Here is a 24,660-nt window from a genome sequence, read left to right on the forward strand (position 1 = left end):
CCCCGCGCCGGGCGGTCGCGGCGGCGGCCGGGTTCTGGACGCTGACGCTGGTGCTGGGGGTGGCGCTGAACACGCTGGGCTTCCTTGTCGCGGGCTTCGTGCTGGCGGCCGGATGGCTTCTGGTGCTCAGCCGCCCCGCAAGCCCGACCGCCGCCGCGACCGACCTCGGGCTCGGCTTCGTCGCCGCCGCGGCGATCCAGCTGATCTTCGCGCGGTTGCTGATGGTTCCGCTGCCCTGAGGCCTGTCGAATGCTGATCCAAGACTTCCTGCTGGCGCTGGCCGGCTATGCCACCTCGCCGATGCTGCTGGCGCTGATCTTCGGATCGGTCGTGCTGGGCGTGGTGATGGGCGCGCTGCCCGGCATCAGCTCGACCATGGCGCTGGCGATCCTGCTGCCGGTCACCTTCGGGATGGAGCCGCACTGGGCGATCTCGGTCCTGCTCGGGGTGCTGGTGGGCAGCGTCTACGGCGGCTCGATCTCGGCGATCCTGCTCAACATCCCGGGGACGCCGGGCGCCATCGTCACCCAGTTCGACGGCCACCCGATGGCGCGCGCGGGCCGCGCGGGCGAGGCGATGAGCCTCGCGCTGCTGGCCTCGACGCTCGGCGGTCTGGTGGGGCTGGTGGCGCTGGCGCTGATCGCGCCCACGCTGGCCAAGTTCGCCATGAACTTCCGCAGCCCGGAATTCTGCCTGCTGGCGGTTCTGGGGCTGGTGCTGCTCGCCTTCACCAGCGGCGCCGCGATGCTGGCGGGATTGCTGTCGGGGGCGATCGGGGTGCTGTGCGGCCTTGTGGGCTTTGACGTGATCACCGGCATCGCGCGGTTCGATTTCGGCGCGGCCCCGCTGCAGAACGGCATCGACATGGTGCCGGTGACGATCGGGATCTTCGGTCTGGCCGAGGTTCTCAAGACCATCGCCGCGCCGGGCGGCATCGCGCTGCCGGTGCCGCCGCCGGTCGGGCGGATGCCGATGCCGCTGGGGCAGATCGCGCGCAGCTGGAAATCGGTCGCGCGCGGCAGCTTCATCGGCATGTTCGTGGGCGCGATCCCCGCCGCGGGGTCCTCGATCGCGGTGGCGCTGGCCTATGCGCAGGAGCAGCGCTTCGCCCGCCCCGGCGCGCGTTTCGGCAAGGGCGAGCCCGCGGGCATCATCGCCCCCGAGGCCGCCAACAGCGCGCTCACCGGCGGCTCGCTGATCCCGGTGCTGACGCTGGGGATCCCCGGGGATTCGATGTCGGCGATCCTGATCGGCGGGCTGATCATCCACGGCCTGCGCCCCGGGCCGATGCTGTTCACCGAGCACCCCGAGGTGGTGGCGGGGATCTACGTGGCGATCCTGCTTGCGGTGGTCTTCACGCTTGTCGCGGGCTGGGCGCTGCTGCGCCCGATCGTGTCGCTGATGCGGGTGCCGCCGCGGCTGATGGTGCTGGTCATCGCGATGCTCTGCCTCGTGGGCAGCTTCGCGATCCGCAACGCGATCACCGACGTGGTGGTGATGATCGTCTTCGGCGCCATCGGCTATGTCTTCAGCCTGTTCCGCATTCCGGTGGCGCCGCTGGTCTTCGGCCTGATCCTTGGCCCGCTGATGGAGGAGAACTTCCGCCGCTCGCTGATGCTCAACCGCGGCTCGGCCTCGATCTTCGTGGAACGGCCGATGTCGCTTGCGATCCTTGCGGTGATCGTGGCGGTGCTGGTGATGGGGCTGCGCGGGCGCGCCCGGGCCGGCGCGGCGGTGGCGGGCGGCTGAGGCCGCCCACCCGTCCCGGCACCCGCGCCCTGCTGCCCGCCCTGCTCTGGCCCGCCCGGCTCTGGCCCGCTCAGGCCTGCCCGGGCGCCGTGGTCACGCCCAGCGACAGCATCAGCCGGTTCGCCCAGTTGAAGAACGAGATCGCATAGACCGTGTCGGCGACCGCCTGGTCGTCCAGCCCGGCGTCGCGCAGCGCGGCGACATGCGCCGGGCCGAAGGTCGAGGGGGTCGCGCTCAGCGCCACCGCCGCGTCGATGATCGCGTCCCAGCGCGGATCGATGCGGGCCGTCACGCCCTCGTCCAGCAGGCGCTGGACATCGTCGCGGCGCTTGGAATGCTGTACCGTGAACCGCGCGTGCACCGAGGCGCAGTAGACGCAGCCGTTGAAGCGCGAGGCCGCCGTCGCCGCCAGTTCCCGCTCGGCCCGCGGCAGGCCGAAATCGGGATTGTGGAAGATGTCCATGTCGGTGCGGGTGCGATATTCGAGGATGTCGGGATCGCGGGCAAGCAGCATGAAATAAGGCGATTTCGACCGCCCTTTCTGCACCAGCGCGGTCCAGTGCCGCTCTGTCAGGTCGTCCTCGGTCAAGGGCGGCAGCCAGGGCGCCCAGCCCAGCATGTCCTGGGTGAAGCGCTCGGGTTCGGCCCCGGGCTGGTCGAGAAGCAGCGTGTCGGTCACCGTCTCAGCCCTCCGCCGGCATCGAGGCCAGCACCCGCAGGCCGGCGCCGGCCCTGATCTGGAAGCACAGGAACGACACGACCTGCGCGAGCGTCACGATCTCGGTCGCGCCCCAGCCCGCCGCGACGAGCGGCTCCAGCGCCGCCCGCCCCGCGTCGCGCGGATGGAAGACGAGAAGATGGGCGTAATCCAGCGCCGCCGCGAGCCGCGCGCCGAAGGCCGCGGTTTCGACCCGAAGCGTCGGGCCGGAGCGGTCGCCGTTGCCATAGGGGCCGGTCGTCGCCGCCGCGCGCGCCACGCGGCGCAGCGCGGGCAGCAGATCGGGCACGGGTCCGCGGTCCCCGCACTGGCCGAGCGGCGCCTCGTACCGGGCGATGGCCGGCGCATCGCCGTGCAGCAGCGCGACGAAGACCGCGACGGCCAGCCGCTCGACCAGCGGCATCGAGCCGGGCGCGGGGGCGACGAACAGCGCGTCGTGGCTTTTCTGGGCATAATCGCGCGCCGTGGGGCGCGCCGCGCGCAACGCGCTGGCCGGCGGCAGGCCGGCGAGCAGGTCGATCACATCGGAAGCTTCGGTCATGTCGGGGAGGTTCCTTTCCGCGCCGCAGCCGTGCCTGTTTGCCGCCGGTTGTCAATCGCCCGTCGCACCGGGGCGCGCCACGCAGCGCCCATCGGCAGGGTCCACTGGCGGGGCCCTCTGGCCGGACCCTCGGGCGGGTCCGGCCGCGGGCGCGGTGCCCATGACGCAGGCGGATCCGGCGGATCGACGGAAAACGACGCCCCGCGGTCGCGCGGATGTCATTTCGGGTTGACCCGCCCCGCGCCTTGGCCTTTTTCGGTCGAAACGCCACCCAAGTCGCACCCGGAGTCGCCGATGATCCCGAAATCCCTGATCCTGTCGGGCGTCGCCGCCCTTGGCCTTTTCTCGGCGGGCGCCGCCGCCGCGCAGACCTACGTCGCCAAGATCGGGCATCTCGAAAGCGCGCAGCAGACCCGTCACCAGACGCTCGAGAAGGTCGCGGCGCTGGTGAAGGAGCGCACCAAGGGCGAGGTCGAGTTCCAGATCTTCCCGCAGGGCCAGCTGGGCGACCAGCGCCAGATGAACGAGGGCGTGCAGCTGGGCACGATCGAGGCGACGGTCGCGCCCGCGGCCTTCCTTGGCGGGTTCAACCCGGTGGTGTCGATCCTCGACATCCCCTACCTGCTGCCCGAGGATGCCGCGAAGGCGCAGGCGCTGCGCGACGGCGCCTTTGGCCAGCAGCTTCTCGACAGCTTCAAGGACAAGGGCATGGTCGCGATCACGCTCTGGCCGAACGGCAAGAAGCAGTTCACCTCGAACCTGCCGATCGAGACGCTGGCCGATTTCGCCGACCAGAAATTCCGGGTCATGGACAGCTCGATCCTGATCGAGCAGTTCCGCGCGCTTGACGCCTCGGCCGTCGCCCTGCCCTTCGGCGAGCTTTACACCTCGCTGCAGACCGGCGTCGTCGACGGCGAGGAGAACCCGCTCGACACCATCGCCGCGATGAAATTCTACGAGGTGCAGAAGAACCTCGTCGTCTCGGACCACGGCGCGATGGAGGACGTGGTGCTGTTCAACCCGATGTGGTGGGCCAGCCTGCCCGAGGCCGACCAGAAGATCATCACCGACGCCTTCCACGAGGTGATCCCCGAGATGACCGCCGCCAAGGCCGCGGCCGTGGCCAAGGCGCTCGACACGATCAAGGCCGCCGGCACCAACGTGCGCGTCGCGGGCCCGGAGGAACGCGCCGAGCTGCGCGAGACGACCTTCGGCCCGGCCTCCGAGGCCTATGTCGCCCGCGCGGGCGAAGCCGGCAAGGCGCTGCTGGCCACCTACGAACAGGCCTACGGCGCCCTGACGAAGTGAGCCGGCCCCCCGGCCGGTTCCCGCAGCCCGAGAGAGAGGCAGATGAAGGTCCTGCGACTTCTGCGCATCGCCGAGCGGACGGTGCTCGTGATGCTGTTCCTGACCATGGTCGCGCTGTTCTTCACCAGCGTCGTCACCCGCGAGATCGGCGGCAGCCTTGCCGCGCGCTTCGTCTGGGTCGAGGAGGCCGTGCGGCTGATGAACATCTTCCTCGTCTTCCTCGCGCTGGGGCTTGCGCTTGAACGCGGCAAGCATGTCGCGATCACCAACCTGCGCGACGGCGGCCCGCCGTGGCGGCGCCGCGCGCTGCGCCGGGTCATCGATCTGGCGGGGCTGGGCTTCTCGCTCTACATCGCGTGGCTCGGGCTCGAGATGGTGCGCTTCGTGCTGAAGATGGGGCAGACCTCGCCGACGCTGGGGATCCCGATGGGCTGGATCTACGTCGCCCCGGTGGCGGGCTTCGCGCTGCTGGCGCTGCGCTACGGGCTGAGCCTGTTCGGGATGCTCGACCGGTTCGCCCCCGCGGGCCGCGACACCGCGGAGGCGCCGCGGTGATCGTCGCCCTGATCGTGCTGCTGGCCATGGGGCTGCTTGCCGCCGGCTTCGAGATGCTGATGGTGCTGGGCCTGCCGGCGCTGGCCTACAAGCAGGCCTTCTGGCCGACGCTGCCCGACCCGGCGGTGGTGCAGAAGATCCTTGGCGGTGTCGATCACACGACGCTGCTGGCGATCCCGTTCTTCATCCTCGCCGCGAACCTGATGGGGTCGGGGCAGATCGCGACGCAGCTCGTGAGCGTGGTCAAGGCGCTGGTCGGCCACACCCGCGGCGGCATCGGCCATGTCACCGTCGGCGGCGCCATGGCCTTCGGCGCCGTCTCGGGGTCGGCCCCGGCGACGGTCGCCGCCATGGGCCGCATGGTCTATCCCGAGATGCGGGCCGCGGGCTTTTCCGAGAAGTTCAGCCTTGGCCTGCTGGTCTCCTCGGCCGAGACCGCGCTGCTGATCCCGCCCTCGATCACCTTCATCATCTACGGCTGGATGACCGGCACCTCGATCTCGCGGCTGTTCGCGGGCGGGCTGGTCGTCGGCATCGTGCTTGGCCTCGCCTTCGCGCTCTACGTCCGGCTGCAGGCGGTGCGCGACGGCGTGACCTCGGCGCCCCGGATGCCGTGGTCCGAGCGGCTGGCGGTGATCCGGGCGTCGAAATGGGCGCTGGGGATGCCGGTGATCATCCTCGGGGGCATCTACTCGGGCCTGTTCACCCCGACCGAGGCCGCCGCCGTCAGCGTCGTCTACGCGATCGCGGTCGAGATGCTGGTGTTCCGCAGCCTCACGTGGCCCGCGCTGTTCCGGCTGACCGAGGAAAGCGCGATCAACACCGCGATCATCTTCGTGCTGCTGGCGATGGGAGGGCTGATCAGCTTCTTCGTGACGCTGGCGCAGGTGCCCAACGGCATCCTCGCGTTCCTGCAGCACATCGACGCCGGCTGGATCAGCTTCCTGATCGTCGTCAACATCTGCTTCTTCATCGCCGGGATGTTCATCGACCCGAATTCGGCCCTGCTGATCCTGGTGCCACCGCTGTTCCCGGTGGCGACGGCGCTGGGGATCGACCCGGTGCATTTCGGGATGATCGTGACGCTCAACATCAGCCTCGGGATGATCACGCCACCGTTCGGGCTGGACATCTTCGTGGCCTCGTCCACGCTGGACAAGCCGGTGACCGAGATCATCCGCGGCGTCTGGCCCTTCGTGGCGATCAACATCCTGGTGCTGCTGGTCATCACCTACGTGCCGCAGATCTCGCTCTTCGTGCCGCGGCTGTTGTTCGGCTGACGCGTCGGGGGCGTGCCGGCGTCAGGTCAGCTGGCGGCGCATCGCGCTCGGGCTCTGGCCGAAATGCGCCCGGAACGCGCGGGAAAAGGCGCTCGCGTCGCTGTAGTTCAGCCGGTGCGCGATCTCGGTCAGCTGCGCGCCGTCCTCGCGGATCCACTCGGCGGCGATGTCCATGAGGATCTGGATGCGCAGGCTGCGAAAGCTCGTGCGGTCAAGCTGGCAAAGCCGCTGCAGCCCGCGCCCCGACTGCCCCAGACGTGCCGCGACGGCATCGACCTGCGGGAACTGGTCGTCGGCCAGCATCTCCTCCATCACCGCGCGCAGCTGGCGCACCAGCGCCGAGGCGGCGCCCTGGATCGGCGGCTCGCGGCGCAGGTGATCGGCCAGCACCTGCGCCAGCACCGGGTCCGCCGCCGGACAGGGCAGGTCGAGCAGCGCCTCGGGGATCGAGACCGCGTTCAGTCCGGCGTCATAGTCCGGCGCGACGGCGAAGGGCCTGTCGTCGGCAGGCGGGCGACGATTGGGGGCGGCATGGCCGAAGTGCAGCCGCGTCCCCGCCAGCCGAGACCCGCAGACCTGCCGGATATAGCCCAGCACGATGCCGACCGAGAATTCGGCGTCCTGCCGGCGATCATAGGGCAGCGGGTCGCGCGCGTCGTAGCTGACCAGGACCCGGCCATCCGCCAGGGCGATGCCGACCCGGGTGTGGCTCTGGACCTTGTCGTAATGCGCGACATAGGCCTCGAGCCCGTCGCGCAGGCTGCCGGCATGGTGCATGCGGTAGCCCAGCGCGCCGATCCGGCGGATGTCGAACCGCTCGGCGAAGCGCAGGCCAAGGTCCGGGGTCCGGCTTGCCGCCGCCGCCTGCTCGAGCGTCGAGGCGAAGCGCAGCAGCGGCATGGTGCCGCCCGCGCCGGCGTCCCCCTCGGGCAGCGCCATGGCGATCGCACCGGCGCCGTGCGCGGCGCCAAGCTGGGCGAGGCACTGCGCCAGCCCCGAGGCCGCGGCGGTGGTGACTTGCGAAAGGGACTGCGGCATGCGGCTTGCCTGGATCGGGCCGTCGACAGTGTCGCGGCGGGGCGGGGCCCGGGTGAAGGGATGCCATGCCATCTGCCGGGCGCGATCGGGCGCTTGTCAATCGGCGCCGGGACCAACTGTCAAGAAATTGGCGCAAGATGTCATGCACCGCCACCGGGGCGGGCATAGCGTCAGCATACCGCACGATCCACCGTCGCTGTCGCGACCGCAGTCCCCGGATGCCGATGCACCGTCTTGCCCCGTCCCTGCCCGCTTCCGCCGACCCGGCGCCCGACCGCGCCGGGCGCGAGCTACGGATCTTCATCGCGCTGATGCTGGCGCCCGCGCTGGCGCTGCTGGCGGCCTTCACCATGCTGCCCTTCGCGGTCAGCGTCTGGCTGAGCGCGACGGACTACATGCTGTCGAACCCGCCGACGCGCTTCATCGGGCTTGGCAACTATGTCGAGCTTCTGGGCGCGGCCGAATTCTGGGCGGCGCTGCGCCGCTCGGCGGTCTTCGTGACGCTGGCGGTGACGCTCGAGACGGTGGCGGGGCTGGTGCTGGCGCTGGCGCTGTTCCGCACGGCCGAGCGGTGGTCCGGCCGGCTACGCACGCTGTTCATCCTGCCGCTGGCGGTGACGCCGGTCGCGGCGATCTTCACCTTCCGCATGATGCTGAACCCGGGCCTTGGCGTGACCAACCACCTGTTGTCGCTGGTCGGGCTGCCGGCGCAGGACTGGCTGGGGTCGGGCGTGCTGGCCATGGGATCGCTGGTGATCGTCGACGCCTGGCACTGGACGCCGTTCATGATCCTGATCCTGTCGGGGGGCCTCGCCTCGCTGCCGGCCGAACCGGTCGAGGCGGCGCGGATCGACGGGGCGCGCGAATGGCAGGTGTTGCGCTACGTGACCCTGCCGATGCTGATGCCCTTCGTCACCATCGCCGTGCTGCTGCGCGCGATCGATGCGCTGAAGGCCTTCGACGCCTTCTACATCCTGACCGGCGGCGGCCCGGGCCAGAGCACCACCACCCTCAATGTCTTCGCCTTCAAGGAGGCGCTGGAGTTCACGGCGCTCGGGCGCGGCTCGGCCATCGCGATCCTGATGATGGGGCTGATCATCCTGATGTCGCAGCTGCTGTTGCGCCGCACGCGGATGCTCAGGATCGCCGGGGAGGGCCAGTGATGCCGGCCGAAGGACGCACGGGCGGGATCGGCTGCTGGGCGCGCCGCGCCACGCTGGGGCTGTTCCTCGTCTGGACGGTGTTCCCGATCTACTGGCTGCTCAACACCTCGCTGAAGCAGCCGGTCGACGTGGTCGCCCGCCCGCCGAGCTTCGTGTTCTGGCCCACGCTCGGCAACTATGCGGCCGTGCTGCAGGACCCGGTCATCCTTGGCTATTTCATCACCAGCTTCGTGGTCGCGATGGCGACGATGGTGCTGGCGATCCTGATCGGCACGCCGGCGGCCTACGTGCTGGCGCGGTTCGACTTCCGCGGCTCGACCGACCTCGGGTTCTGGATCCTGTCCACCCGCTTCACGCCGCCGGTGGCGATGCTGATCCCGTTCTTCGTGATCTTCCAGCGCCTCGGGCTGCTCGACACCCATGCCGGCCTGATCATCTCGCACGTGGCGCTGAACCTGTCGCTGGTGATCTGGCTGATGCGCAGCTTCTTCGCCGAGATCCCGAAAGAGCTGGAGGAGGCCGCCTATATCGACGGCGCCAGCCACCTGCGCACCTTCGCGACGGTGATCCTGCCGCTGGCGCGCACCGGCATCGCGGCGGTCGCGGTGCTGGTGTTCCTGTTCACCTGGAACGAGTTCCTGTTCTCGCTGATCCTCGGCGGGCAGATCCCGATGATCTCGGTCGGGCTCTACAAGTTCATCGGCTACCAGCAGATCGAATGGGGCCATCTCTCGGCCGCCGCGGTGCTGATGCTGGTGCCGGTCATCGCCATCCTCGTCCTTTTCCAGCGCCAGCTCGTCCAGGGCCTGACGCTGGGCGCCGTCAAGTGACAGAGCCGCCGCAGCGGCCATCCCGCCAACAGGAGTAAGCCAATGGATCCCAAGACCCGCCGTCGCCTCCTCACCCGCCGCCAGGCCGGCCGGCTGCTGCTCGGCACCACCGCTGCCGGGCTTGCCATGCCCTCGATCCTGCGCCGGCCCGCCGCGGCGCAGGACACCGACCTGTCCGACTACGCCGCGGCCGGGATCGACTGGAAGCAGGCCGCGGGGGCCAAGATCACCCTCGCCGGCGCGACCCATCCGTGGTCGGACGGGATCCGGCCGCTGATCCCGCTGTTCACCGAACTGACCGGGATCGAGGTCGTCAGCGACTTCCAGTCGGAATCCGAGTTCCTGACCTCGTTGCCGATCCGCCTCGGCTCGGGCAGCACGACGCCGGACGTCTTCATGTACCTCTCCTACGGCCAGGGCATCGGCGCGGGCTGGCTCGAGCCGCTGAACGCCCATTACGCCGACACCGAACTGTTCGACGCCGCATGGTACGACGAGGACGACCTGCTGGGCGCCGCGCGCGGCTTCCCGGTCTGGGCGGATGGCGAACGCTATGCCTTCCCGATCACCGCAGAGTCGGTGATCATGTTCTACAATCAGGACGCGATGGCCGACCGCACCGCGCCGGCGACCTTCGAGGAACTGCACGACCTTGCCGCCAGCCTGAAGACCGACGCCATGGCCGGCATCGCGCTCAGGGCCAAGGCCTCGTCGGGGGCGACGGCGGCCTCGATGGCGTGGCTCTTCTCGCACGGGGGCGCGATGGTCGACGGCGACGGCAAGGTCGCGTTCCACAGCGCCGAGGGCATCAAGGCGCTGGACATCTACGGGCGCACGCTGCGCGACGCGGGCCCGCTCGGCGTCGGCAGCTACGACTGGTACGAGGTGCTGAACGACTTCACCCAGGGCGCCTGCGCCATCGCCGCCGACAGCTCGAACTTCGCCACCACCATCGGCAACCCCGAGCGCAGCCGGGTCGCGGGCAAGGCCGGCTTCTCGTCGCTGGTCTCGGACGGGGTGCACCCGGTGACGCCCTACATGTCCTGCTGGCAGGCCTGCATCAACGCCAAGTCGGAACAGAAGCGCGCGGCGTTCCTGTTCATGACCTGGGCGACGTCGCGCCCGACCGCGCTGCGCGCCGCCGCGGGCGGCCTGGCCACAACCCGCGCCTCGGCCTGGGAAAGCGCGCCGTTCCAGCAGGCCTTCGGGGCCGAGGCCGCGGCCTCGGCGCTGCACAGCCTCTCGACCTCGGACGTGAGCCCCTCGAAGCAGATCCTGTTCCATCCGCAGGCACCGATGATCTTCGACGCCTTCGCCACCGCGACGAACGAGATCGTCACCGGGGGCGTGCCCGCCGCCGACGCGCTGACCCGCGCGGCCGAGCGCGCGAACCGCGCGATCCGCTGAGCGCGCCGCCCGCCGCCTGCCGCCACCCGGTCCCGGTGCCCCAGGCGCCGGGCCCCGCCCCTGACGTCGAACGGACCCCCCGAATGCACCTGAACCAGCTGAGCGCCGCCGACATGGTCGCGGGCTATCGCGCGGCCCACTTCTCGCCCGTCGAGGTCGCACGGGCCTGCCTCGCGCGGATCGAGGACACGCAGCCGAGCCTCAATGCCTTCTGCCACCTCGACCCCGACCGCACCCTGGCCGAGGCCGCGGCCTCGGAGGCGCGCTGGCGCGACGGCGCCGCGCTCGGCCCGCTCGACGGGGTTCCGGTCTCGGTCAAGGACCTGATCGACGTCGGCGGCTGGCCCACGGCCTGGGGCACGACCGCGGTGCCCCCGGCCCGGCCCGCGCGCGACGCGGGCATCGTCGCCCGGCTGCGCGATGCGGGGATGGTGATCACCGGCAAGACCACGACCACCGAGTTCGGGCACAAGGGCGTCAGCGACAGCCCGCGGACCGGGCTGACGCGGAACCCCTGGAACCTCGGGCTGACGACGGGCGGATCGAGCTGCGGCGCGGGCGCCGCCGCCGCCGCCGGCATCGGGCCGCTGCACCTGGGCAATGACGGCGGCGGCTCGGTGCGGATCCCGGGCGCCTTCTGCGGCGTGGTCGCGATCAAGCCCGGCGCCGGCACCGTCACCCCCGACCGGCCCGCGATCACCGGGCCGCTGGTCGCCCCCGGCCCGCTCGCGCGCCATCTGGGCGACGCGATCGCGATGTACGAGGTGCTGCGCGACCCGGGCGCGGGGCCGCGCGTGGCCGACGGCGCCTGCGTCGCCGGCACGGCGGGCGCCGAGGCTTTGCGCATCGGCCACCTGCCCACGATCTCGGCGGCGCCGGTCCTGCCCGAGATCGCCGCGGCGGTGACGGCCGCGCTCGCCCCGCTCGGCGACAGCGTGGCCCCGGCCGAGCTGGACCTGCCCGGGGCCGAGGAGACCTATATCACCATCCTCGGCGCCGGGACGGCGATGATGATCGACGAGCTGCCGCCGGGCGCCGCGGCGGCGCTCGAACCGGCGCTGGCCGAGCTGGTGGCGGTCGGCCGCGCCGTCGACGGCATCGCCTATGCCCGCGCCTGGCAGATGCGCCGCTGCGACTACATCGCGCGGTTGCGGGCGCTGTTCGCGCGGTTCGACCTGCTGGTGCTGCCGACGATGCCGGTGCCGGCCTTCCCGCTGCTGCACGACTATCCCGGGCCGCAGGGGCGCGGCTGGCACGCGGACTGGACGCCCTTCACCTTCCCCTTCAACCTCACCGGCCTGCCGGCGATGACCCTGCCCTGCGGGCTGACCTCCGAGGGGCTGCCGATCGGCCTGCAGATCGTCGCGCCCTGGGGCCAGGAGGCCCGGATGCTCGGCCTCGCGACCCGCCTCGCGCCATCGCTGCCACGGCTGCGCCCGCCGCTCTTCGTCGGCGCCGGCGACGCGAACCTGCTGCCGGAGGCGCTCTGATGGCCTCGGTGACTATCGACAACCTGCGCAAGGACTATGGCGCGACCCGGGTGCTGCACGATGTCGGCCTGCAGGTCGGCGACGGCGAATTCGTCGCGCTGATCGGCCCCTCGGGCTGCGGCAAGTCGACCCTCCTGCGCTCGATTGCCGGGCTCGAGGGGATCACGGGCGGCGACATCCGCATCGGCGAGCGGCTGGTCACCACGGTGCCGCCGCGCGACCGCGACATCGCCATGGTGTTCCAGAACTACGCGCTCTACCCCCACATGACCGTCGCGCAGAACATGGGCTTCTCGCTGAAGCTGCGCGGGGCCGATCCGGCCGAGATCACCGCGAAGGTCGGGCGCGCGGCCGAGATCCTGGGACTGGGCGCCCTGCTTGGCCGGTTTCCGCGCCAGCTGTCGGGCGGGCAGCGCCAGCGCGTGGCGATGGGCCGCGCCATCGTGCGCGACCCGCAGGTGTTCCTGTTCGACGAGCCGCTGTCGAACCTCGACGCCAAGCTGCGCGTGCAGATGCGCAGCGAAATCCGGCGGCTGCAGAAGGCGCTTGGCGCCACGGTGATCTACGTCACCCACGATCAGGTCGAGGCGATGACCATGGCCGACCGCATCGTCGTCATGCGCGGCGGCCATATCGAGCAGCAGGGCGCGCCGCTCGAGCTGTTCGACCGCCCCCGGACAGGCTTCGTCGCGGGCTTCATCGGCTCGCCGGCCATGAACATGCTGGACGGGCGCATCGTCGCCGCGGGCTTCGAGACGCGTGCGGGCACGCTGGTCGCGCTGCCCCGGACCGACATGCCGGGCTGCGGCCAGCGCGAGGCGGTGCTTGGCATCCGGCCCGAGCATCTGGAACTCAGCGACGCGCCCGACGCGACGCCGGCGACGCTGCTGCTGGTCGAGCCGCTGGGGTCCGAGACGCTGCTGCTGCTCGATCTCGACGGGCAGGAGGTTCAGCTGCTGCTGCGCGGGCGCACGACGCTCGCGGCCGGGACCGGCGTCGGGCTGCGCGCCCGGCCGGGCACGGCGCATTTCTTCGAAACGAGGGACGGGGCGCGGATCGGATGAACGCAGCGGCGAGACTGGAGGGCGGCAGCTTCCCGCCCGAGGGGATCAGCGACGTGCATGTCGGGATCTTCGATCTGGACGCGACGTTCCGGCACAAGCAGGTCGGCGCGAAGAAGGCGGCGAAGCTGCTGCGCGAGGGCTATGCCTTCTGCGACGTGATCCATGCCTGGGACAGCGCCGAGGTCACCTGGGATGACGGGGATGCCTATGGCGACCGCCCGTGCGAGCTGTTTGCCGACACGCTGCGGCTCTGGCCCTTCGGTCCGGGCGCCGCGGTGTGCCTTGCCGACTTCACCGGCGACTACGGCGAGCGATCGCCGCGGCGGCAGGCCGCCCGTCAGGTGGCGCGGGCCGCGGCGATGGGCTTCGACGTCACCGCCGCCTTCGAGTTCGAGTTCTTCGTGCTGGACGAGACCGACGTCACCCTGCGCGAGAAGCGGCACCGCGACCTGACGTTCCTCGCGCCGGGCAACCGCACCTATTCGCTGCAGACGGCGGCGCTGCATGCCGACCTGTTCGACGGGCTGAAGGCGGTGATGGCCGACCTCGCGATCCCGCTCGACAGCCTGCACACGGAACTGGGCCCGGGCTGCTTCGAGGCGCCGCTGGGCGTGGCGCGCGGCCTGCGCGCGGCCGATGACGCGGCGCTGTTTCGCAGCTTTGCCCGCGCCTATCTCGCCCGCCGCGGCCTGACCCCGGTCTTCATGTCGAAGCTGCGCCCCGATCTTTCGGGCCAGTCCGGCCATTTCCACATCTCGCTGAGCGATGCCGACGGCCGCCCGGCGTTCTGGGACCCGGAGGACGCCGACGGGCTGTCGGCGACGGCGCGCCACTTCATCGCCGGCATCGTCGCCCTTGCCCCCGAGCTTCTGGCGATGAGCGCCCACACCGTGAACGCCTACCGGCGGATGGTGCCGGGCGCCTGGGCCCCGACCTGGGCGAACTGGGGCGTGCAGAACCGCACCTGCGCGGTGCGCGCGGTGCGGGGCGGGCCCTCCGAGACGCGGGTCGAGTTCCGCGTCTCTTCGGCCGACACCAATCCGCATGCCACGATGGCGATGGTGCTGGCGGCCGGCCTGTGGGGGATCGAGACGAAGGCCCCCTGCCCCGCCCCGATCGAGGGGTCGGCCTATGCCCTGCCGGTGCCGCCCGCCGCAGCCTTCCCGCGCGACCTGCACGAGGCCGCCGAGCGGCTCGACCGCTCCGCCATCGCGCGCGCGACCTTCGGCGACACCTTCATCGACCATTTCGTGCGCTCGCGCCGGGTCGAGGCCGCGGCGGCTGCCCGCGCCGTCTCGCACTGGGAGATCGAGCGCTATCTCGACCTGTTCTGAGGCCCTGCGATGACCGACCTTCCCCCCGCCCGCACCTGGTCCTGGCCGACCGAGATCTGCTTCGGCCCCGGCCGCGCCGCCGAGACGCCGGCGCTGGTGCGGCGCCTCGGCGCGCGCCGACCGCTGGTGGTGACCGATGCCACGCTCGGCGCGATGCCGATGGTGACCGACCTTCTTGCCGCGCTGGCACGGGCCGGGCTGCCGGCCGGCGTCTTCTCGGACGTGCACCCGAACCCGACCGGCGCCGCGGTCGCGGCCGGGGTCGCGGCGTTTCGCGCCGGCGGGCACGACATGGTGGTGACCATCGGCGGCGGCAGCGCGCTCGACGCCGGCAAGGCGGTCGCGCTGATGGCGCGCCAGTCGCGGCCGATCTGGGATTTCGAGGATGTCGGCGACAACTGGCGCCGGGTCGACACCAGCGCCCCGGTGCCGGTGATCGCGCTGCCGACGACGGCGGGCACCGGGTCGGAGATGGGGCGGTCGTCGGTCATCACCGATGCCGGGCGCGGCCGCAAGGTGATCATCTTCCACCCGGTCATGATGCCGCAGATCGCCGTGCTCGACCCCCACCTGACCGTCGGCCTGCCGCCCGCGCTGACGGCAAGCACCGGGATGGACGCGCTGTGCCACGCGCTCGAGACCTTCATCACCCCGAACTTCCACCCGATGGCGGACGGGCTGGCGGTGCAGGCGCTGCGGATGATCCGCGACGCGTTGCCCCGCGCGGTCGAGGAGGGCGGCGACCTCGCGGCGCGCAGCGACATGCTGATCGCCTCGGGCATGGCCTGCGTGGCGCTGCAGAAGGGGCTTGGCGGGGTGCATGCGATCTCGCATGCGCTGGGGGCGGTGCACGACGCGCCGCACGGGTTGCTGAACGCGATGCTGCTGCCGCATGTCACCGCGCTGAACCTCGGCGCCGCGCGCGAGCGTCTCGCCTGCCTCGCGCAGATCCTCGACCTGCCCTCGCGCGATGCGGGCGCCGTGGTCGACTGGCTGCACGGGCTGAACCGGCGCCTGGGGATCCCGGCGACGCTGGCCGCGATCGGCATCGCCGAGACCGACCCTGCGCGGGTCACCGCGCTCGCGCTCGCCGATCCCTGCGCCCCGGCCAACCCAGCGCCGCTCGACGCGGACTTCGTCGCCGCGGCGCTGGCCGCAGTGGGCTGAGCAGTGGGTTGAGCGGCGGGCTGAGCGGCGGGCTGGGCGGCGGGGCCGCTAGAACAGCAGCCGCGCGATCGCAAGCCCGGTGCCGACCGACACGGCGGTGCAGATCAGCACCGGCACGAGGAACGAGTGGTTGACGATCAGCGCGCCCACCCGCGTCGTGCCGGTCTGGTCGATCTCGACCGAGGCGAACTGCGAGCCGTTGACCGGCAGGAACAGCACCCCGATCACCGCCGGCCAGACCGCGACCAGGACCGCCGGCGGCAGCCCCACCGCCAGCCCGATCGGGATGACCGACAGGGTGGCGCTCGACTGGCTTGCCGTCACCGCCGAGACCGAGAAGAGTGCCGCCCCCAAGAGCAGCGCCCGGTCCTCGGTCCCGGCGCCGAACAGGCCGGCGATCAGCCCGGCATGGGCGGTCAGCAGCGTGCTGGCCATCCAGCCGATGCCGAACAGCGTCACCATCGCCGACAGCCCCAGCCCGAACAGCGGGCTTTTCGGGATCTCCGAGGCGCGCACCCGGCAGCTTGCGACGATCAGCGCCGCCGTGGCCAGCATCACCATCTGGATCATCTGCCCGGTGTCGAGCGGGACCCGCGCCCCCGCCGGGCCGACCAGCGGGCGCACGCCGCTGAACCCGGCCGCCATCACCACCCCCAGCCCCAGCCCGAAGATCATGGCCGAGCGGCGCCCCGTCGCGGTGACAGGGTGATGCGCGGCGCCACGCATCTGCGGCACGATCACGCCGGCGGCGCAGCGGCGGCGGAATTCGGGGTCGTCGGCAAGCTCGGCCCCCAGCCGGTTGGTGACGAAGGCCCCGACCAGGATCGCGGCGACCGAGGCCGGCACCACGATCACCAGGATGTCGCCCAGCGTGAAGCCCGAGGGCGCGAGCAGCCCGACCATCGCGATCATCGCCGCCGAGACCGGGCTTGCCACCAGCGCCAGCTGCCCCGCCGTGGCCGAGAGCGCGAGCGGCCGCTCGGGCCGCACGCCGGCCGAGACCGACACCTCGTAGATCACCGGCAGCAGCGAGCAGAAGACGTTGCCGGTGCCCGCGCCCGCGCACAGCACGTAGGTCGCGAGCGGGGCGACGTAGGTCACCCGGCCGGGGCGGCGGCGGATCAGCCGTTCGCCCAGCGCGATGAGGTAGTCGAGCCCGCCCGCCAGCTGCATCGCGCCACCGGCCGTGACGACGGTCAGGATGATCAGCATCGCCTGCACCGGCACCGGGCCGGGCGCCAGTCCGAACAGCAGCACCAGCACCAGCACGCCGAGGCCCCCGAACAGGCCGATGGCGACGCCCCGGAAGTGGATCCCCGTGGCGATGACGGCCAGGAAGATCGCAGACTGCACGGCCAGGATCAGCAAGGCGCAGGCTCCGCGTGAACTGGAAAACGGGCAACAGGAGGGGGCGGTGGAAACGTCGGCGGCGGCCGCGCCACGATGTGCCCGCCGCGGGACGTTGGCAAGCGCCGAGATGCCGAGCCTTGCCGTGCACCCGCCCGCCGCGAGATGAGCCGTAGACCGCCGGGACCGGGCGTGGCATTGCTGGCACCGGGCGAACCGGAGCGGGCGGAGAACGGCAGATGACGCGGGGCAGGATCCACAGGGCAGGGGCGCGCTGAGCCATGGCCGAGCGCAGCCTTCCGCCCACCGCCGCCAGCAGCGGCGCCGGTGCCGCCCAGACGGCCCCGGGCACGGCCCCTCCCCCTGCGCCGTCCGGCACCGAGGCGCTGGTCCCCTCCGGCGCGGCCTTCTACCCGCTGCCCGACCCGGTCGAGACGCGCCGCTATGCCTTCGTGCTGGTGCCGGGCTTCACGCTTCTGGCCTTCAGCGCCGCCGTCGACCCGCTGCGCATCGCCAACCAGCTGTCGCAGCGGCCGCTCTACCAGTGGCGGACCTATTCCGACGACGGCCAGCCCGTCGCCAGTTCGAGCGGCATCCCGATCGTGATCGACGCCCCGCTCGCCGAGCTGAGCCGCGAGACCAGCCTGTTCGTCTGCGCCGGCACGATCTCGGCGCGCAGCACCTGGCCCAAGGTCGCGGCGGCGGTGCTGCGCCACCACCGCTTCGGCGGCATCGTCGGCGGGATCTGCACCGGGGCGCTGGCGCTGGCCAAGGCGGGGCTGCTGCGCTCGGGCCACTTCACCCTGCACTGGGAAAACCAGCCCGGCTTCGTCGAGCTGTTCCCCGAGCTGCACCCGACCCAGAGCCGGTTCGAAACCGACGGGCGCATCATCACCTGCGGCGGCGGCGCGGCCTCGACCGACATGATGCTGTCGATCATCGCCCGCGACCACGGCGCGGAATTCGCGGCGCTGGTGTCCGAGATGTGCCTGCGCCACGTCACCGTCGGCGCCGAGCCCGCGCAGCGCAGCTCGCTCGGGGCGATCCTGCAGACGCGCAACCCCGCGATCATCGGCATCGCGCGGCTGATGTCGCAGCACCTCGAGGACGTGCTGACGATGGAAGAGCTGGCGACGACCTCGGGCTATTCCCGCCGGCACCTCGAACGGCTGTTCAAGTCGACGCTCGGCGTCTCGCCGTCGAGCTACTATCGCAAGCTGCGGCTCGAGCGGGCGCGCTCGCTGCTGTCGACCACCGACATGACCCTGACCGAGATCGCGACGGCGACCGGCTTCGACACCGTGTCCTATTTCGCCCGGGTGTTCCGCGCGCAATACGGCTGCGCGCCCAGCAAGCAGACCCGCCGCCCCCGCGGCGGCCGCGTCAAGCAGGGCCGCGCCGTCTGACCGCCGCCGCCGGTGGTCAGGTGGCGGCCTCGTGCACCACCTTGCCGCCGCAGACCGTCAGCGCGATGCCAAGGCCCGGGATCGCCGCCGGCGCGCAGGCCTCGATGTCGCCGCCCAGCATCACCAGATCCGCGGCGAGCCCGGGGCGCAGCGTGCCGGTGACATGGTCGCGATGCGCGGCCCAGGCCCCGCCGGCGGTATAGGCGCGCAGGGTCCCGGCCAGGTCGAGCCGCTCGTCCGCCGCGCCGTCGTAGGGCACCCGGGTCAGCGCCGCCGCGATCCCCCGCAGCACCGAGACATCCGTCACCGGCCAGTCGCTTGAGAAGGCGATCGCCGCCCCGGCCCCGGCCAGCGTGCGCCACAGGTAGGCGTCGGGCCAGCGCGCCGGCCCGATCCGGTCGAGCGTCGGCTGCGCGGGGAAATCCATCGCGCCGGGGGCATGCGGCGGCTGCAGGCTCGCGGTGATCCCCAGCGCGCCGAGGCGGGGGATGTCCGCGCGGTCGATCATCTCGATATGCTCGATCCGGTGACGGCTGTCGCGCGGGCCATTCGCCTGCACTGCGGCCTCGAAGCCGTCGATCGTCCCGCGAACCGCGCCGTCTCCGATCGCATGGACGGCGATCTGCAGGCCGCGCCGGTCTGCCTCGATCGCGATCTCGCGGAAGCGGTCGGCGGGAAACAGCGGCTCGGACCGGTGACCGGGCTGGTCGGGGTAGTCGTCCAGCCGGAAGGCGGTGCCGCTGTCGATCACCCCGTCCATGAACATCTTGACGAAGCCCGACGACAGCCAGTCGTCGTCGAACGCCGCCGTCATCGCCGTGGCCCGGTCGAGCGCCGCGAGCGGCATGTGCGGCTTGAGGTGGAACGGCACCTTGACCCGCAGAAGCAGCGTGCCCTCGGCCCGCATCTCGTCCAGAAGCGCCAGCGTGTAGCGGTTGCCGTCCATGTTCACCAGGCTGGTGATCCCGTGGGCCGCGCAGTGGCGCAGGCCACCAAGGATCAGCGCCTTGTCCGCGGCACGTTCGGCCGCGGTCGGCCAGGGATCGGGTTCCTCTCCGGTCGCGATGCCCAGGTTCAGCCGTTCCTCGCCGCCCAGCCGGATCAGCGCGGCGAAGGCCTCGAATTCGCGCAGCTCGCCGGTGGCGAGACCGTCGGGGCCCAGCACGACCTCGTGGCCATGCGGCATCTCGGCGCCGTGCAGCAGGCCCGCGGCCGCCAGCGCGGCGGTGTTGGCCCAGACCGTGTGCAGGTCCGCCGCCATCAGGGCGACGGGCCGGTCGGGGATGATCGCGTCAAGGTCCCGGCGCGTGATCGGGGCACCGAAGCTGCCATAGCTGGCGCCCTTGGCCATCAGCAGCGGCCGGCCGGGATGCGCGTCGGCAAAGGCGCGCAGCGCCGCGCCGATCGGGCCCGCGCCCTTCAGGTGGCCGATGTGCAGGTGCGTCAGCTCGGCACCGCCAAGCCCCAGATGCACGTGCCCCTCGAAAAAGCCCGGCAGCACCGTGCGCCCGCCGGCATCGATGACCCGGGTGCCGGGGCCGGCCAGCGCCGCGATCTCGTCGTCGGTGCCAAGCGCCTGCACCCGCCCTGCGCCAAGCGCGATCGCCGCGGCGCGCGGGGTGGCGGGGTCCATCGTCAGGATGCGGGCGCCAAGGACGACCAGATCGGGCGCGGCCATCGGCTCAGCGCAGCTTGATGCAGAAGTGCTTGCGCACCGGGGACACGACCTGCCAAGTGCCGGAGAAGCCCGGCTCGACCACGAAACCGTCGCCCGGGCGCAGGGTCACCGGGGCCGCGCCGTCGGCGGTGATGACGATCTCGCCCTCGATCAGGTGGACGAATTCGTAGAACTGGTAGCGCGCATGCCAGGTGCCCGGGGTCGCGGCCCAGGTGCCGCTGATCACGCTGCCGTCGATCGAGGTGTGCTGCACCCAGGTCTTCATGCTGGGGTTGCCCTCGATCTTGGTCCAGCCGTCAAGGTCGGTGACCATCGGCTCGGTGCCGGGTTCGGGGAAGCGGAAAACCATGTCGCTCATGTCGTCCTCGCGGGGCTGGAACTGGGCCGGGTGCCCAGTCGTAGGGCGGCGCCCGCGAACCGGCAAGAGGGCGCGCGAACGGGCTGGCGCGGGCGCGCGAAATCGTTGATGTATCGGGCCGGGGCCCGCGTCGGCGGGCCGGCACGGGGACGCCGAGAAAGGGCCGGGACGAGATGCTGATCCGCAACGCGACGGCCGGGGACGCGGCCCATCTGACGCGCTTCATCAACATGGCGGCCGACGACCTGCCGCTGCATTTCTGGCGCAAGTCCGCCGGGCCCGGGGGCGACCCCTGGGCGCTCGGCCGCGAGCGCGCCGCGCGCGACACCGGCAACTTCTCGTACCGCAACGCCTGGTTGGCCGAGGTCGATGGCGCGGTCGGCGCCTGCCTGCTGGGCTACCCGGCCGAGGACACGCCCGAGCCGATCGATCCCGACACGCCGCCGATCTTCGTGCCGCTGCTTGAACTGGAGGCGCTCGCGCCGGGGTCGTGGTACCTCAACGTGCTTGCCACCTATGCCGAGTTCCGCGGCCAGGGCCTTGGCAGCGCGCTTCTGGCCAAGGCCGAAGAGGTGACGCGCGCCGCGGGCCGCGCCACGATCAGCCTGATCGCCGAGGACACGCATCTGGACGCGCTGCGCCTCTACGCGGCCAAGGGCTTTAGCGAGGTCGCGCGCAGGCCGGTGGTCAAGGGCGACTGGGCGGTCGACGCGACGGACTGGATCCTCTTCACCAAGACCCTCTGACAGCCCCTACCGAAGGCACCGACATGACCCCTCTCAGCAGCTCGTCGTCGCAAAGCTACGTCAAGGACCCGCGCAACGACGGTGTCGAGATCTACGTGAACGGCGCCTTCTTCCCGCGCGACGCGGCGAAGGTGTCGATCTTCGACGCGGGCTTCGTGCTGGGTGACGGCGTGTGGGAGGGGCTGCGGCTGGTCAAGGGGCGGCTGCTGTCGCTCGACGACCATATCGACCGGCTGTTCGAGGGGGCGAACGCGATCCGGCTCGACATCGGCTTCGACCGCGCGGGGCTGGTCGAGGAAATCTGGAAATGCCTGCGCCACAACGGGATGGAGGACGGCGTTCACATCCGCCTGATGATCTCGCGCGGGTTGAAATCGACCCCGAACCAGGACCCGCGCTTCATCGTCGGCGGCGCCACCATCGTCATCGTCGCCGAGTGGAAGCAGCCCAACCCCGAGCTGAAGGCGCGAGGGCTCACGCTGATGACCTCGGCGATCCGCTGCTCGACGCCCGACGTGTTCGACCTGCGGCTGAACTCGCATTCGCGGCTGAACTTCATCCAGGCGCTGATCCAGGCGATCGACATGGGCGCGGACGAGGCGCTGATGCTTGACGACCGCGGCTTCGTCGCCTCGTGCAACTCGACGAACTTCTTCATCTTCCGCGGCGACGAACTCTGGACCTCGACCGGGGACGCCTGTTTCAACGGCATCACCCGCAAGACCGCGATCCGGCTCTGGCGCGAGGCGGGATTCACCGTGCGCGAGAAACGCTTCACCCTGGCCGAGACCTATGCCGCCGACGAGGCCTTCGTCACCGGCACGCTGGGCGGCATCACCCCGGTCGCGACGATCGACGGCCGCCGGATCGGCGCCGGCCTTCCCGGGGCGCACACCACCCGGCTGAGCGAGATCTACCAGGCCTATGTCGCCGGCTGAGCCGCCACCGCGGCGCCCGCCATCGGTCTGCCGTCAGCCCGTCATCAGCAGCTGCGCCTCTGCGCGCTTCAGCAGCGGGCGCGCCGCGCGGCCGTAGCTGTTGGGATCGGCGCGCAGTTCGGGGAAGATCGCAAACAGCTCCTCGCGCGCCGGGGCGTCGAGCGTGCCGATCCCGACGGCACCGGGATGGAAGCTTTCGGTGGCCGCGCCCTCGGCATAGATCACCTGGTGGCCGTCGAACAGGATGTGGATGTAGGTGACAAGCCCGCCCTCCTCGATGCTCACGTGACGGTTGTCGACCATGTGGCGGGCCGCGGCCAGGACTTCGGACGCGCCGAAATGCAGCTCGGCGCGCCAGCCGCGGTGCAGCATCCGGTGCTGCGGCGAAACGACGAGGTCGCGCCGCAGCCCCGGCAGAGTGCCGGCGCGGATCCTCACCGGCGCCAGCCGCCCTTCGGCCGGGACCGTGCGCCGGCCGATCCAGCGGATCGGGCGCAGCCCGTGGTCGCGGGTGACGACCTCGTCGCCGATGCGCAGGCTCTCGACCGGCCGCTCGCCGGCGGCGGTCAGGATCCGCGCGCCGGGGGTGAAGCAGATCACCGCCTCGAGCCCGGAGTAGCTGATCACGGTGCCGTCGGCGAGGATCACCCGCCCGCTGATCGCGCCGGTCGACGGGTCGGTGGCATCGACGATCTTGCGATATCCGGTCGCGCTGCCCAGCGACAGGATGTTGCCCGTGGGCGAGGCCCCCGCCGCGGCGCCGGTCACGGTGACGTCGCCGCCGCCGCCGACGGTATCGTCGTAGAGATAGCTGTTGGCCCCGGTGCCGCCGCTGACCACGTCGCCGCGGCCGAAGACCAGCAGGTCGTTGCCCGCGCCGCCCGACAGGGTGTCGGCCCCGGCGCCGCCGACCAGCGTGTCGTCGCCCGCGCCGCCCTCGAGGCTGTCGGCCCCGGCGCCGCCCTGCACGAGGTCGCCGCCCGCGCCGGCGTCGATCGTGACGCCGTTCGCCTCCGCGCGGGCATCGATCGTGTCGTCGCCCGCGCCGGTGCGCAGCAGCTCGATCCCGCTGAAGCGTGTCGTGCCGCTCAGGTTGGTCAGCGTGCCGCTGCCGCTGCCGGTGAAGGTCGCGGCGGTGCCGATGGTCAGGCCCGAGCCGTCGATCCGGTCGGTCGAGCCCAGCGTGTCGTCGCCGCCAAGGATCGTGTCCTGCCCGGTCGCGTCGCCGAAGGTGAAGATGTCCGACCCGTCGCCGCCGTCGAGCAGGTCGTCGCCCGCGCCGCCGTCCAGCCGGTCGCTGCCGGCGCCGCCGGTGATCGTGTCATTGCCCTCGCCACCCGAGAGCGTGTCCGCGCCGCCGCCGCCGTCGATCGTGTCGTTGCCGGCCCCGCCCGCGATACTGTCGTTGCCGCCGCCGCCCAGGATCAGGTCGGCCCCCGCGCTGCCGGTCAGCGTGTCGCTGAAGTTCGACCCGATCACCCCTTCGAAGCCCGAGAGGGTGTCGCCGGTCGCATCGCCCCCCGTCGCGGTCTGGGTGGCGAGGTTCACGCTGACGCCCGCGCCGCTGTCGGAATAGTCGACGAGATCGGTGCCCGCGCCGCCGGCGAGCGAATCCGCGCCCGCACCGCCGCGCAGCGTGTCGTTGCCGTCGCCGCCAAGAAGCGTGTCGGCGCCCGCGCCCCCCAGCAGCAGGTCGTCGCCCGCGCCCCCTTCAAGCCGGTCGTTGCCGCCGTCGCCCGAGAGCGTGTCGTTGCCCGCGCCGCCATAGAGCATGTCGTTGTCGTCGCCGCCCGAGACGGAGTCGTTGCCGTCGCCCGCGATCACCGTGTCGTTGCCGGCACCGGCGGTGATCGTGTCGTTTCCGGTCCCGGTCTCGAGCGAGCCTGACTGGGCGGCGGGACCGCCGTAGATCAGGTTCGCCCCCGAGGTGCCGACGCTCGCATCCCCCGCCGCCGTGCCGTAGGTCGTGGTGAAGGTGACATTGGTCAGCGTCGGCAGGACCGACAGCGTCGCGCCGATCAGGTCGCCGTTCGCGGGCACGTAGTAGATCGCGCCGTTCGTCGCCTGGTAAAGCGTGCCCGTCGTCGCGCCAAGCTGGATCAGGCCGATGATGTTGATCGCGGCAGTGCCGGCACTGCCCAGCACCGCGGCCTCGGTGAACGAGCCCTGACCACCGAGGCTGACGCCGCCGACCGAGGCGATGCCACCGACCGCATCGCCATTGGTCGGGCCGTTGCTGCCGGTCGACACCAGAAGGCCGATACGCGTGTCGCCAGTCGCCATGAGCGCAACCCTCTGCAAAGCGGGATCAGGACATGGCTAATGCAACCTTAAGACGTGTTCAGACCTGAGGCGAAATCGTGGCAGGATCGTGGCGGCGCACGCTGGGGTTGCCGCCCGGCGCGCGGGTGCCCCCGCAGCCGGGTTGCCCCCGCGCGGGACAGGGCCGGGCCACGGCCTTGCGAAGAATGCGCTGGCGCCGGGCGCCGGGCGGCCGCATCATCCCCCGCGGCGAGGCTCGGCTCGCCGTCCCTCCTGCCTGA

General features: G+C 71.7%; 22 protein-coding genes. 15 read left to right on the forward strand and 7 right to left on the reverse strand.

The window, feature by feature from the left end; all coding sequences use genetic code 11:
• Together V8J39_RS12985 and V8J39_RS12990 are read left to right on the forward strand one after the other, a co-directional pair.
• The coding region (locus tag V8J39_RS12985) for a tripartite tricarboxylate transporter TctB family protein (RefSeq protein WP_336461346.1) at positions 1-239 on the forward strand (239 nt) is incomplete at its 5' end.
• A gap of 10 nt (positions 240-249) precedes the next feature.
• A complete protein-coding gene (locus tag V8J39_RS12990; RefSeq protein WP_336461347.1) occupies positions 250-1,749 on the forward strand; it encodes a tripartite tricarboxylate transporter permease in 1,500 nt (499 codons plus the stop codon).
• Positions 1,750-1,819: 70 nt separating this feature from the next.
• Here V8J39_RS12990 and V8J39_RS12995 read toward each other — a convergent pair whose 3' ends face one another.
• Both V8J39_RS12995 and V8J39_RS13000 read right to left on the reverse strand, forming a co-directional pair.
• Complete coding sequence (locus tag V8J39_RS12995; protein ID WP_336461348.1) at positions 1,820-2,428, reverse strand: alkylhydroperoxidase domain protein; 609 nt, start codon at positions 2,426-2,428, stop codon at positions 1,820-1,822.
• A 4-nt stretch (positions 2,429-2,432) separates the two neighbouring features.
• Positions 2,433-3,008, reverse strand: a complete 576-nt coding sequence (locus V8J39_RS13000; RefSeq protein WP_336461349.1) for a CMD domain protein — start codon at positions 3,006-3,008, stop codon at positions 2,433-2,435.
• A gap of 294 nt (positions 3,009-3,302) precedes the next feature.
• On the opposite strand from V8J39_RS13000, the gene V8J39_RS13005 reads away from it, so the two are divergent.
• The 3 genes from V8J39_RS13005 to V8J39_RS13015 are packed head-to-tail and all read left to right on the forward strand — an operon-like array spanning position 3,303 to position 6,151.
• Positions 3,303-4,316: a TRAP transporter substrate-binding protein gene (locus tag V8J39_RS13005; RefSeq protein ID WP_336461350.1), complete on the forward strand. Its 1,014-nt coding sequence runs from the start codon at positions 3,303-3,305 to the stop codon at positions 4,314-4,316.
• A gap of 42 nt (positions 4,317-4,358) precedes the next feature.
• On the forward strand, positions 4,359-4,871 hold the full coding sequence (locus tag V8J39_RS13010) for a TRAP transporter small permease (protein ID WP_336461351.1): 513 nt from the start codon (positions 4,359-4,361) through the stop codon (positions 4,869-4,871).
• The gene (locus V8J39_RS13015) at positions 4,868-6,151 is read left to right on the forward strand and encodes a TRAP transporter large permease (protein ID WP_336461352.1); all 1,284 of its coding nucleotides are present in this window, start codon (positions 4,868-4,870) and stop codon (positions 6,149-6,151) included. The genes V8J39_RS13010 and V8J39_RS13015 overlap by 4 nt, the downstream gene beginning before the upstream one ends.
• Before the next feature lie 21 nt (positions 6,152-6,172).
• Here V8J39_RS13015 and V8J39_RS13020 read toward each other — a convergent pair whose 3' ends face one another.
• Positions 6,173-7,189 (reverse strand): AraC family transcriptional regulator, encoded by a 1,017-nt coding sequence (locus V8J39_RS13020; RefSeq protein ID WP_336461353.1) that lies wholly within the window; start codon positions 7,187-7,189, stop codon positions 6,173-6,175.
• 224 nt (positions 7,190-7,413) lie between these two features.
• Between V8J39_RS13020 and V8J39_RS13025 the strand changes: the two genes are divergently transcribed.
• From V8J39_RS13025 to V8J39_RS13055, 7 genes are all read left to right on the forward strand, one after another.
• Positions 7,414-8,352: a carbohydrate ABC transporter permease gene (locus tag V8J39_RS13025; RefSeq protein WP_336461354.1), complete on the forward strand. Its 939-nt coding sequence runs from the start codon at positions 7,414-7,416 to the stop codon at positions 8,350-8,352.
• Positions 8,352-9,182, forward strand: coding sequence for a carbohydrate ABC transporter permease (locus V8J39_RS13030; RefSeq protein WP_336461355.1), 831 nt, complete (start codon positions 8,352-8,354; stop codon positions 9,180-9,182). The genes V8J39_RS13025 and V8J39_RS13030 overlap by 1 nt, the downstream gene beginning before the upstream one ends.
• A 42-nt stretch (positions 9,183-9,224) precedes the next feature.
• Positions 9,225-10,589 carry an ABC transporter substrate-binding protein gene (locus V8J39_RS13035; protein ID WP_336461356.1) on the forward strand — a complete coding sequence of 455 codons (1,365 nt, stop codon included), beginning with the start codon at positions 9,225-9,227 and terminating at the stop codon, positions 10,587-10,589.
• Between the two features lie 83 nt (positions 10,590-10,672).
• Positions 10,673-12,079, forward strand: coding sequence for an amidase family protein (locus tag V8J39_RS13040; RefSeq protein ID WP_336461357.1), 1,407 nt, complete (start codon positions 10,673-10,675; stop codon positions 12,077-12,079).
• Positions 12,079-13,143 carry an ABC transporter ATP-binding protein gene (locus V8J39_RS13045; protein WP_336461358.1) on the forward strand — a complete coding sequence of 355 codons (1,065 nt, stop codon included), beginning with the start codon at positions 12,079-12,081 and terminating at the stop codon, positions 13,141-13,143. The genes V8J39_RS13040 and V8J39_RS13045 overlap by 1 nt, the downstream gene beginning before the upstream one ends.
• A complete protein-coding gene (locus V8J39_RS13050; RefSeq protein ID WP_336461359.1) occupies positions 13,140-14,477 on the forward strand; it encodes a glutamine synthetase family protein in 1,338 nt (445 codons plus the stop codon). The genes V8J39_RS13045 and V8J39_RS13050 overlap by 4 nt, the downstream gene beginning before the upstream one ends.
• A 9-nt stretch (positions 14,478-14,486) precedes the next feature.
• Positions 14,487-15,644: an iron-containing alcohol dehydrogenase gene (locus V8J39_RS13055; protein WP_336461360.1), complete on the forward strand. Its 1,158-nt coding sequence runs from the start codon at positions 14,487-14,489 to the stop codon at positions 15,642-15,644.
• Positions 15,645-15,692: 48 nt separating this feature from the next.
• Here V8J39_RS13055 and V8J39_RS13060 read toward each other — a convergent pair whose 3' ends face one another.
• On the reverse strand, positions 15,693-17,012 hold the full coding sequence (locus V8J39_RS13060) for an anaerobic C4-dicarboxylate transporter family protein (RefSeq protein ID WP_336461361.1): 1,320 nt from the start codon (positions 17,010-17,012) through the stop codon (positions 15,693-15,695).
• A 260-nt stretch (positions 17,013-17,272) separates the two neighbouring features.
• Between V8J39_RS13060 and V8J39_RS13065 the strand changes: the two genes are divergently transcribed.
• Positions 17,273-18,397 (forward strand): GlxA family transcriptional regulator, encoded by a 1,125-nt coding sequence (locus V8J39_RS13065; RefSeq protein WP_336461362.1) that lies wholly within the window; start codon positions 17,273-17,275, stop codon positions 18,395-18,397.
• A 16-nt stretch (positions 18,398-18,413) separates the two neighbouring features.
• On the opposite strand, the gene V8J39_RS13070 is transcribed toward V8J39_RS13065, so the two are convergent.
• Together V8J39_RS13070 and V8J39_RS13075 are read right to left on the reverse strand one after the other, a co-directional pair.
• Positions 18,414-20,075 carry an amidohydrolase gene (locus V8J39_RS13070; protein ID WP_336461363.1) on the reverse strand — a complete coding sequence of 554 codons (1,662 nt, stop codon included), beginning with the start codon at positions 20,073-20,075 and terminating at the stop codon, positions 18,414-18,416.
• A 4-nt stretch (positions 20,076-20,079) separates the two neighbouring features.
• Entirely contained in the window at positions 20,080-20,433 is a 354-nt protein-coding gene (locus V8J39_RS13075; protein ID WP_336461364.1) for a cupin domain-containing protein, read from the reverse strand.
• A 173-nt stretch (positions 20,434-20,606) separates the two neighbouring features.
• Here V8J39_RS13075 and V8J39_RS13080 point away from each other — a divergent pair, with 173 nt between their 5' ends.
• Positions 20,607-21,179 carry a GNAT family N-acetyltransferase gene (locus tag V8J39_RS13080; protein ID WP_336461365.1) on the forward strand — a complete coding sequence of 191 codons (573 nt, stop codon included), beginning with the start codon at positions 20,607-20,609 and terminating at the stop codon, positions 21,177-21,179.
• 23 nt (positions 21,180-21,202) lie between these two features.
• The gene (locus V8J39_RS13085) at positions 21,203-22,117 is read left to right on the forward strand and encodes an aminotransferase class IV (protein ID WP_336461366.1); all 915 of its coding nucleotides are present in this window, start codon (positions 21,203-21,205) and stop codon (positions 22,115-22,117) included.
• Between the two features lie 33 nt (positions 22,118-22,150).
• On the opposite strand, the gene V8J39_RS13090 is transcribed toward V8J39_RS13085, so the two are convergent.
• Positions 22,151-24,400, reverse strand: coding sequence for a Hint domain-containing protein (locus V8J39_RS13090; protein ID WP_336461367.1), 2,250 nt, complete (start codon positions 24,398-24,400; stop codon positions 22,151-22,153).
• Positions 24,401-24,660 lie beyond the last annotated feature (260 nt).

This window comes from Frigidibacter sp. MR17.24 (assembly GCF_037095655.1).
In the GTDB taxonomy this organism is placed as follows: domain Bacteria; phylum Pseudomonadota; class Alphaproteobacteria; order Rhodobacterales; family Rhodobacteraceae; genus Frigidibacter.

Excerpts from the sequence above, each read along its gene's own strand:
- V8J39_RS13035 (WP_336461356.1), top strand. The coding sequence starts at position 9,225 with ATGGATCCCAAGACCCGCCGTCGCCTCCTCACCCGCCGCCAGGCCGGC.
- V8J39_RS13090 (WP_336461367.1), bottom strand. The coding sequence starts at position 24,400 with ATGGCGACTGGCGACACGCGTATCGGCCTTCTGGTGTCGACCGGCAGC.
- V8J39_RS13050 (WP_336461359.1), top strand. The coding sequence starts at position 13,140 with ATGAACGCAGCGGCGAGACTGGAGGGCGGCAGCTTCCCGCCCGAGGGG.
- V8J39_RS13010 (WP_336461351.1), top strand. The coding sequence starts at position 4,359 with ATGAAGGTCCTGCGACTTCTGCGCATCGCCGAGCGGACGGTGCTCGTG.
- V8J39_RS12990 (WP_336461347.1), top strand. The coding sequence starts at position 250 with ATGCTGATCCAAGACTTCCTGCTGGCGCTGGCCGGCTATGCCACCTCG.
- V8J39_RS13085 (WP_336461366.1), top strand. The coding sequence starts at position 21,203 with ATGACCCCTCTCAGCAGCTCGTCGTCGCAAAGCTACGTCAAGGACCCG.
- V8J39_RS13075 (WP_336461364.1), bottom strand. The coding sequence starts at position 20,433 with ATGAGCGACATGGTTTTCCGCTTCCCCGAACCCGGCACCGAGCCGATG.
- V8J39_RS13005 (WP_336461350.1), top strand. The coding sequence starts at position 3,303 with ATGATCCCGAAATCCCTGATCCTGTCGGGCGTCGCCGCCCTTGGCCTT.
- V8J39_RS13045 (WP_336461358.1), top strand. The coding sequence starts at position 12,079 with ATGGCCTCGGTGACTATCGACAACCTGCGCAAGGACTATGGCGCGACC.
- V8J39_RS13055 (WP_336461360.1), top strand. The coding sequence starts at position 14,487 with ATGACCGACCTTCCCCCCGCCCGCACCTGGTCCTGGCCGACCGAGATC.
- V8J39_RS13030 (WP_336461355.1), top strand. The coding sequence starts at position 8,352 with ATGCCGGCCGAAGGACGCACGGGCGGGATCGGCTGCTGGGCGCGCCGC.
- V8J39_RS13040 (WP_336461357.1), top strand. The coding sequence starts at position 10,673 with ATGCACCTGAACCAGCTGAGCGCCGCCGACATGGTCGCGGGCTATCGC.
- V8J39_RS13065 (WP_336461362.1), top strand. The coding sequence starts at position 17,273 with ATGGCCGAGCGCAGCCTTCCGCCCACCGCCGCCAGCAGCGGCGCCGGT.
- V8J39_RS13000 (WP_336461349.1), bottom strand. The coding sequence starts at position 3,008 with ATGACCGAAGCTTCCGATGTGATCGACCTGCTCGCCGGCCTGCCGCCG.
- V8J39_RS13080 (WP_336461365.1), top strand. The coding sequence starts at position 20,607 with ATGCTGATCCGCAACGCGACGGCCGGGGACGCGGCCCATCTGACGCGC.
- V8J39_RS13070 (WP_336461363.1), bottom strand. The coding sequence starts at position 20,075 with ATGGCCGCGCCCGATCTGGTCGTCCTTGGCGCCCGCATCCTGACGATG.
- V8J39_RS13020 (WP_336461353.1), bottom strand. The coding sequence starts at position 7,189 with ATGCCGCAGTCCCTTTCGCAAGTCACCACCGCCGCGGCCTCGGGGCTG.
- V8J39_RS13025 (WP_336461354.1), top strand. The coding sequence starts at position 7,414 with ATGCACCGTCTTGCCCCGTCCCTGCCCGCTTCCGCCGACCCGGCGCCC.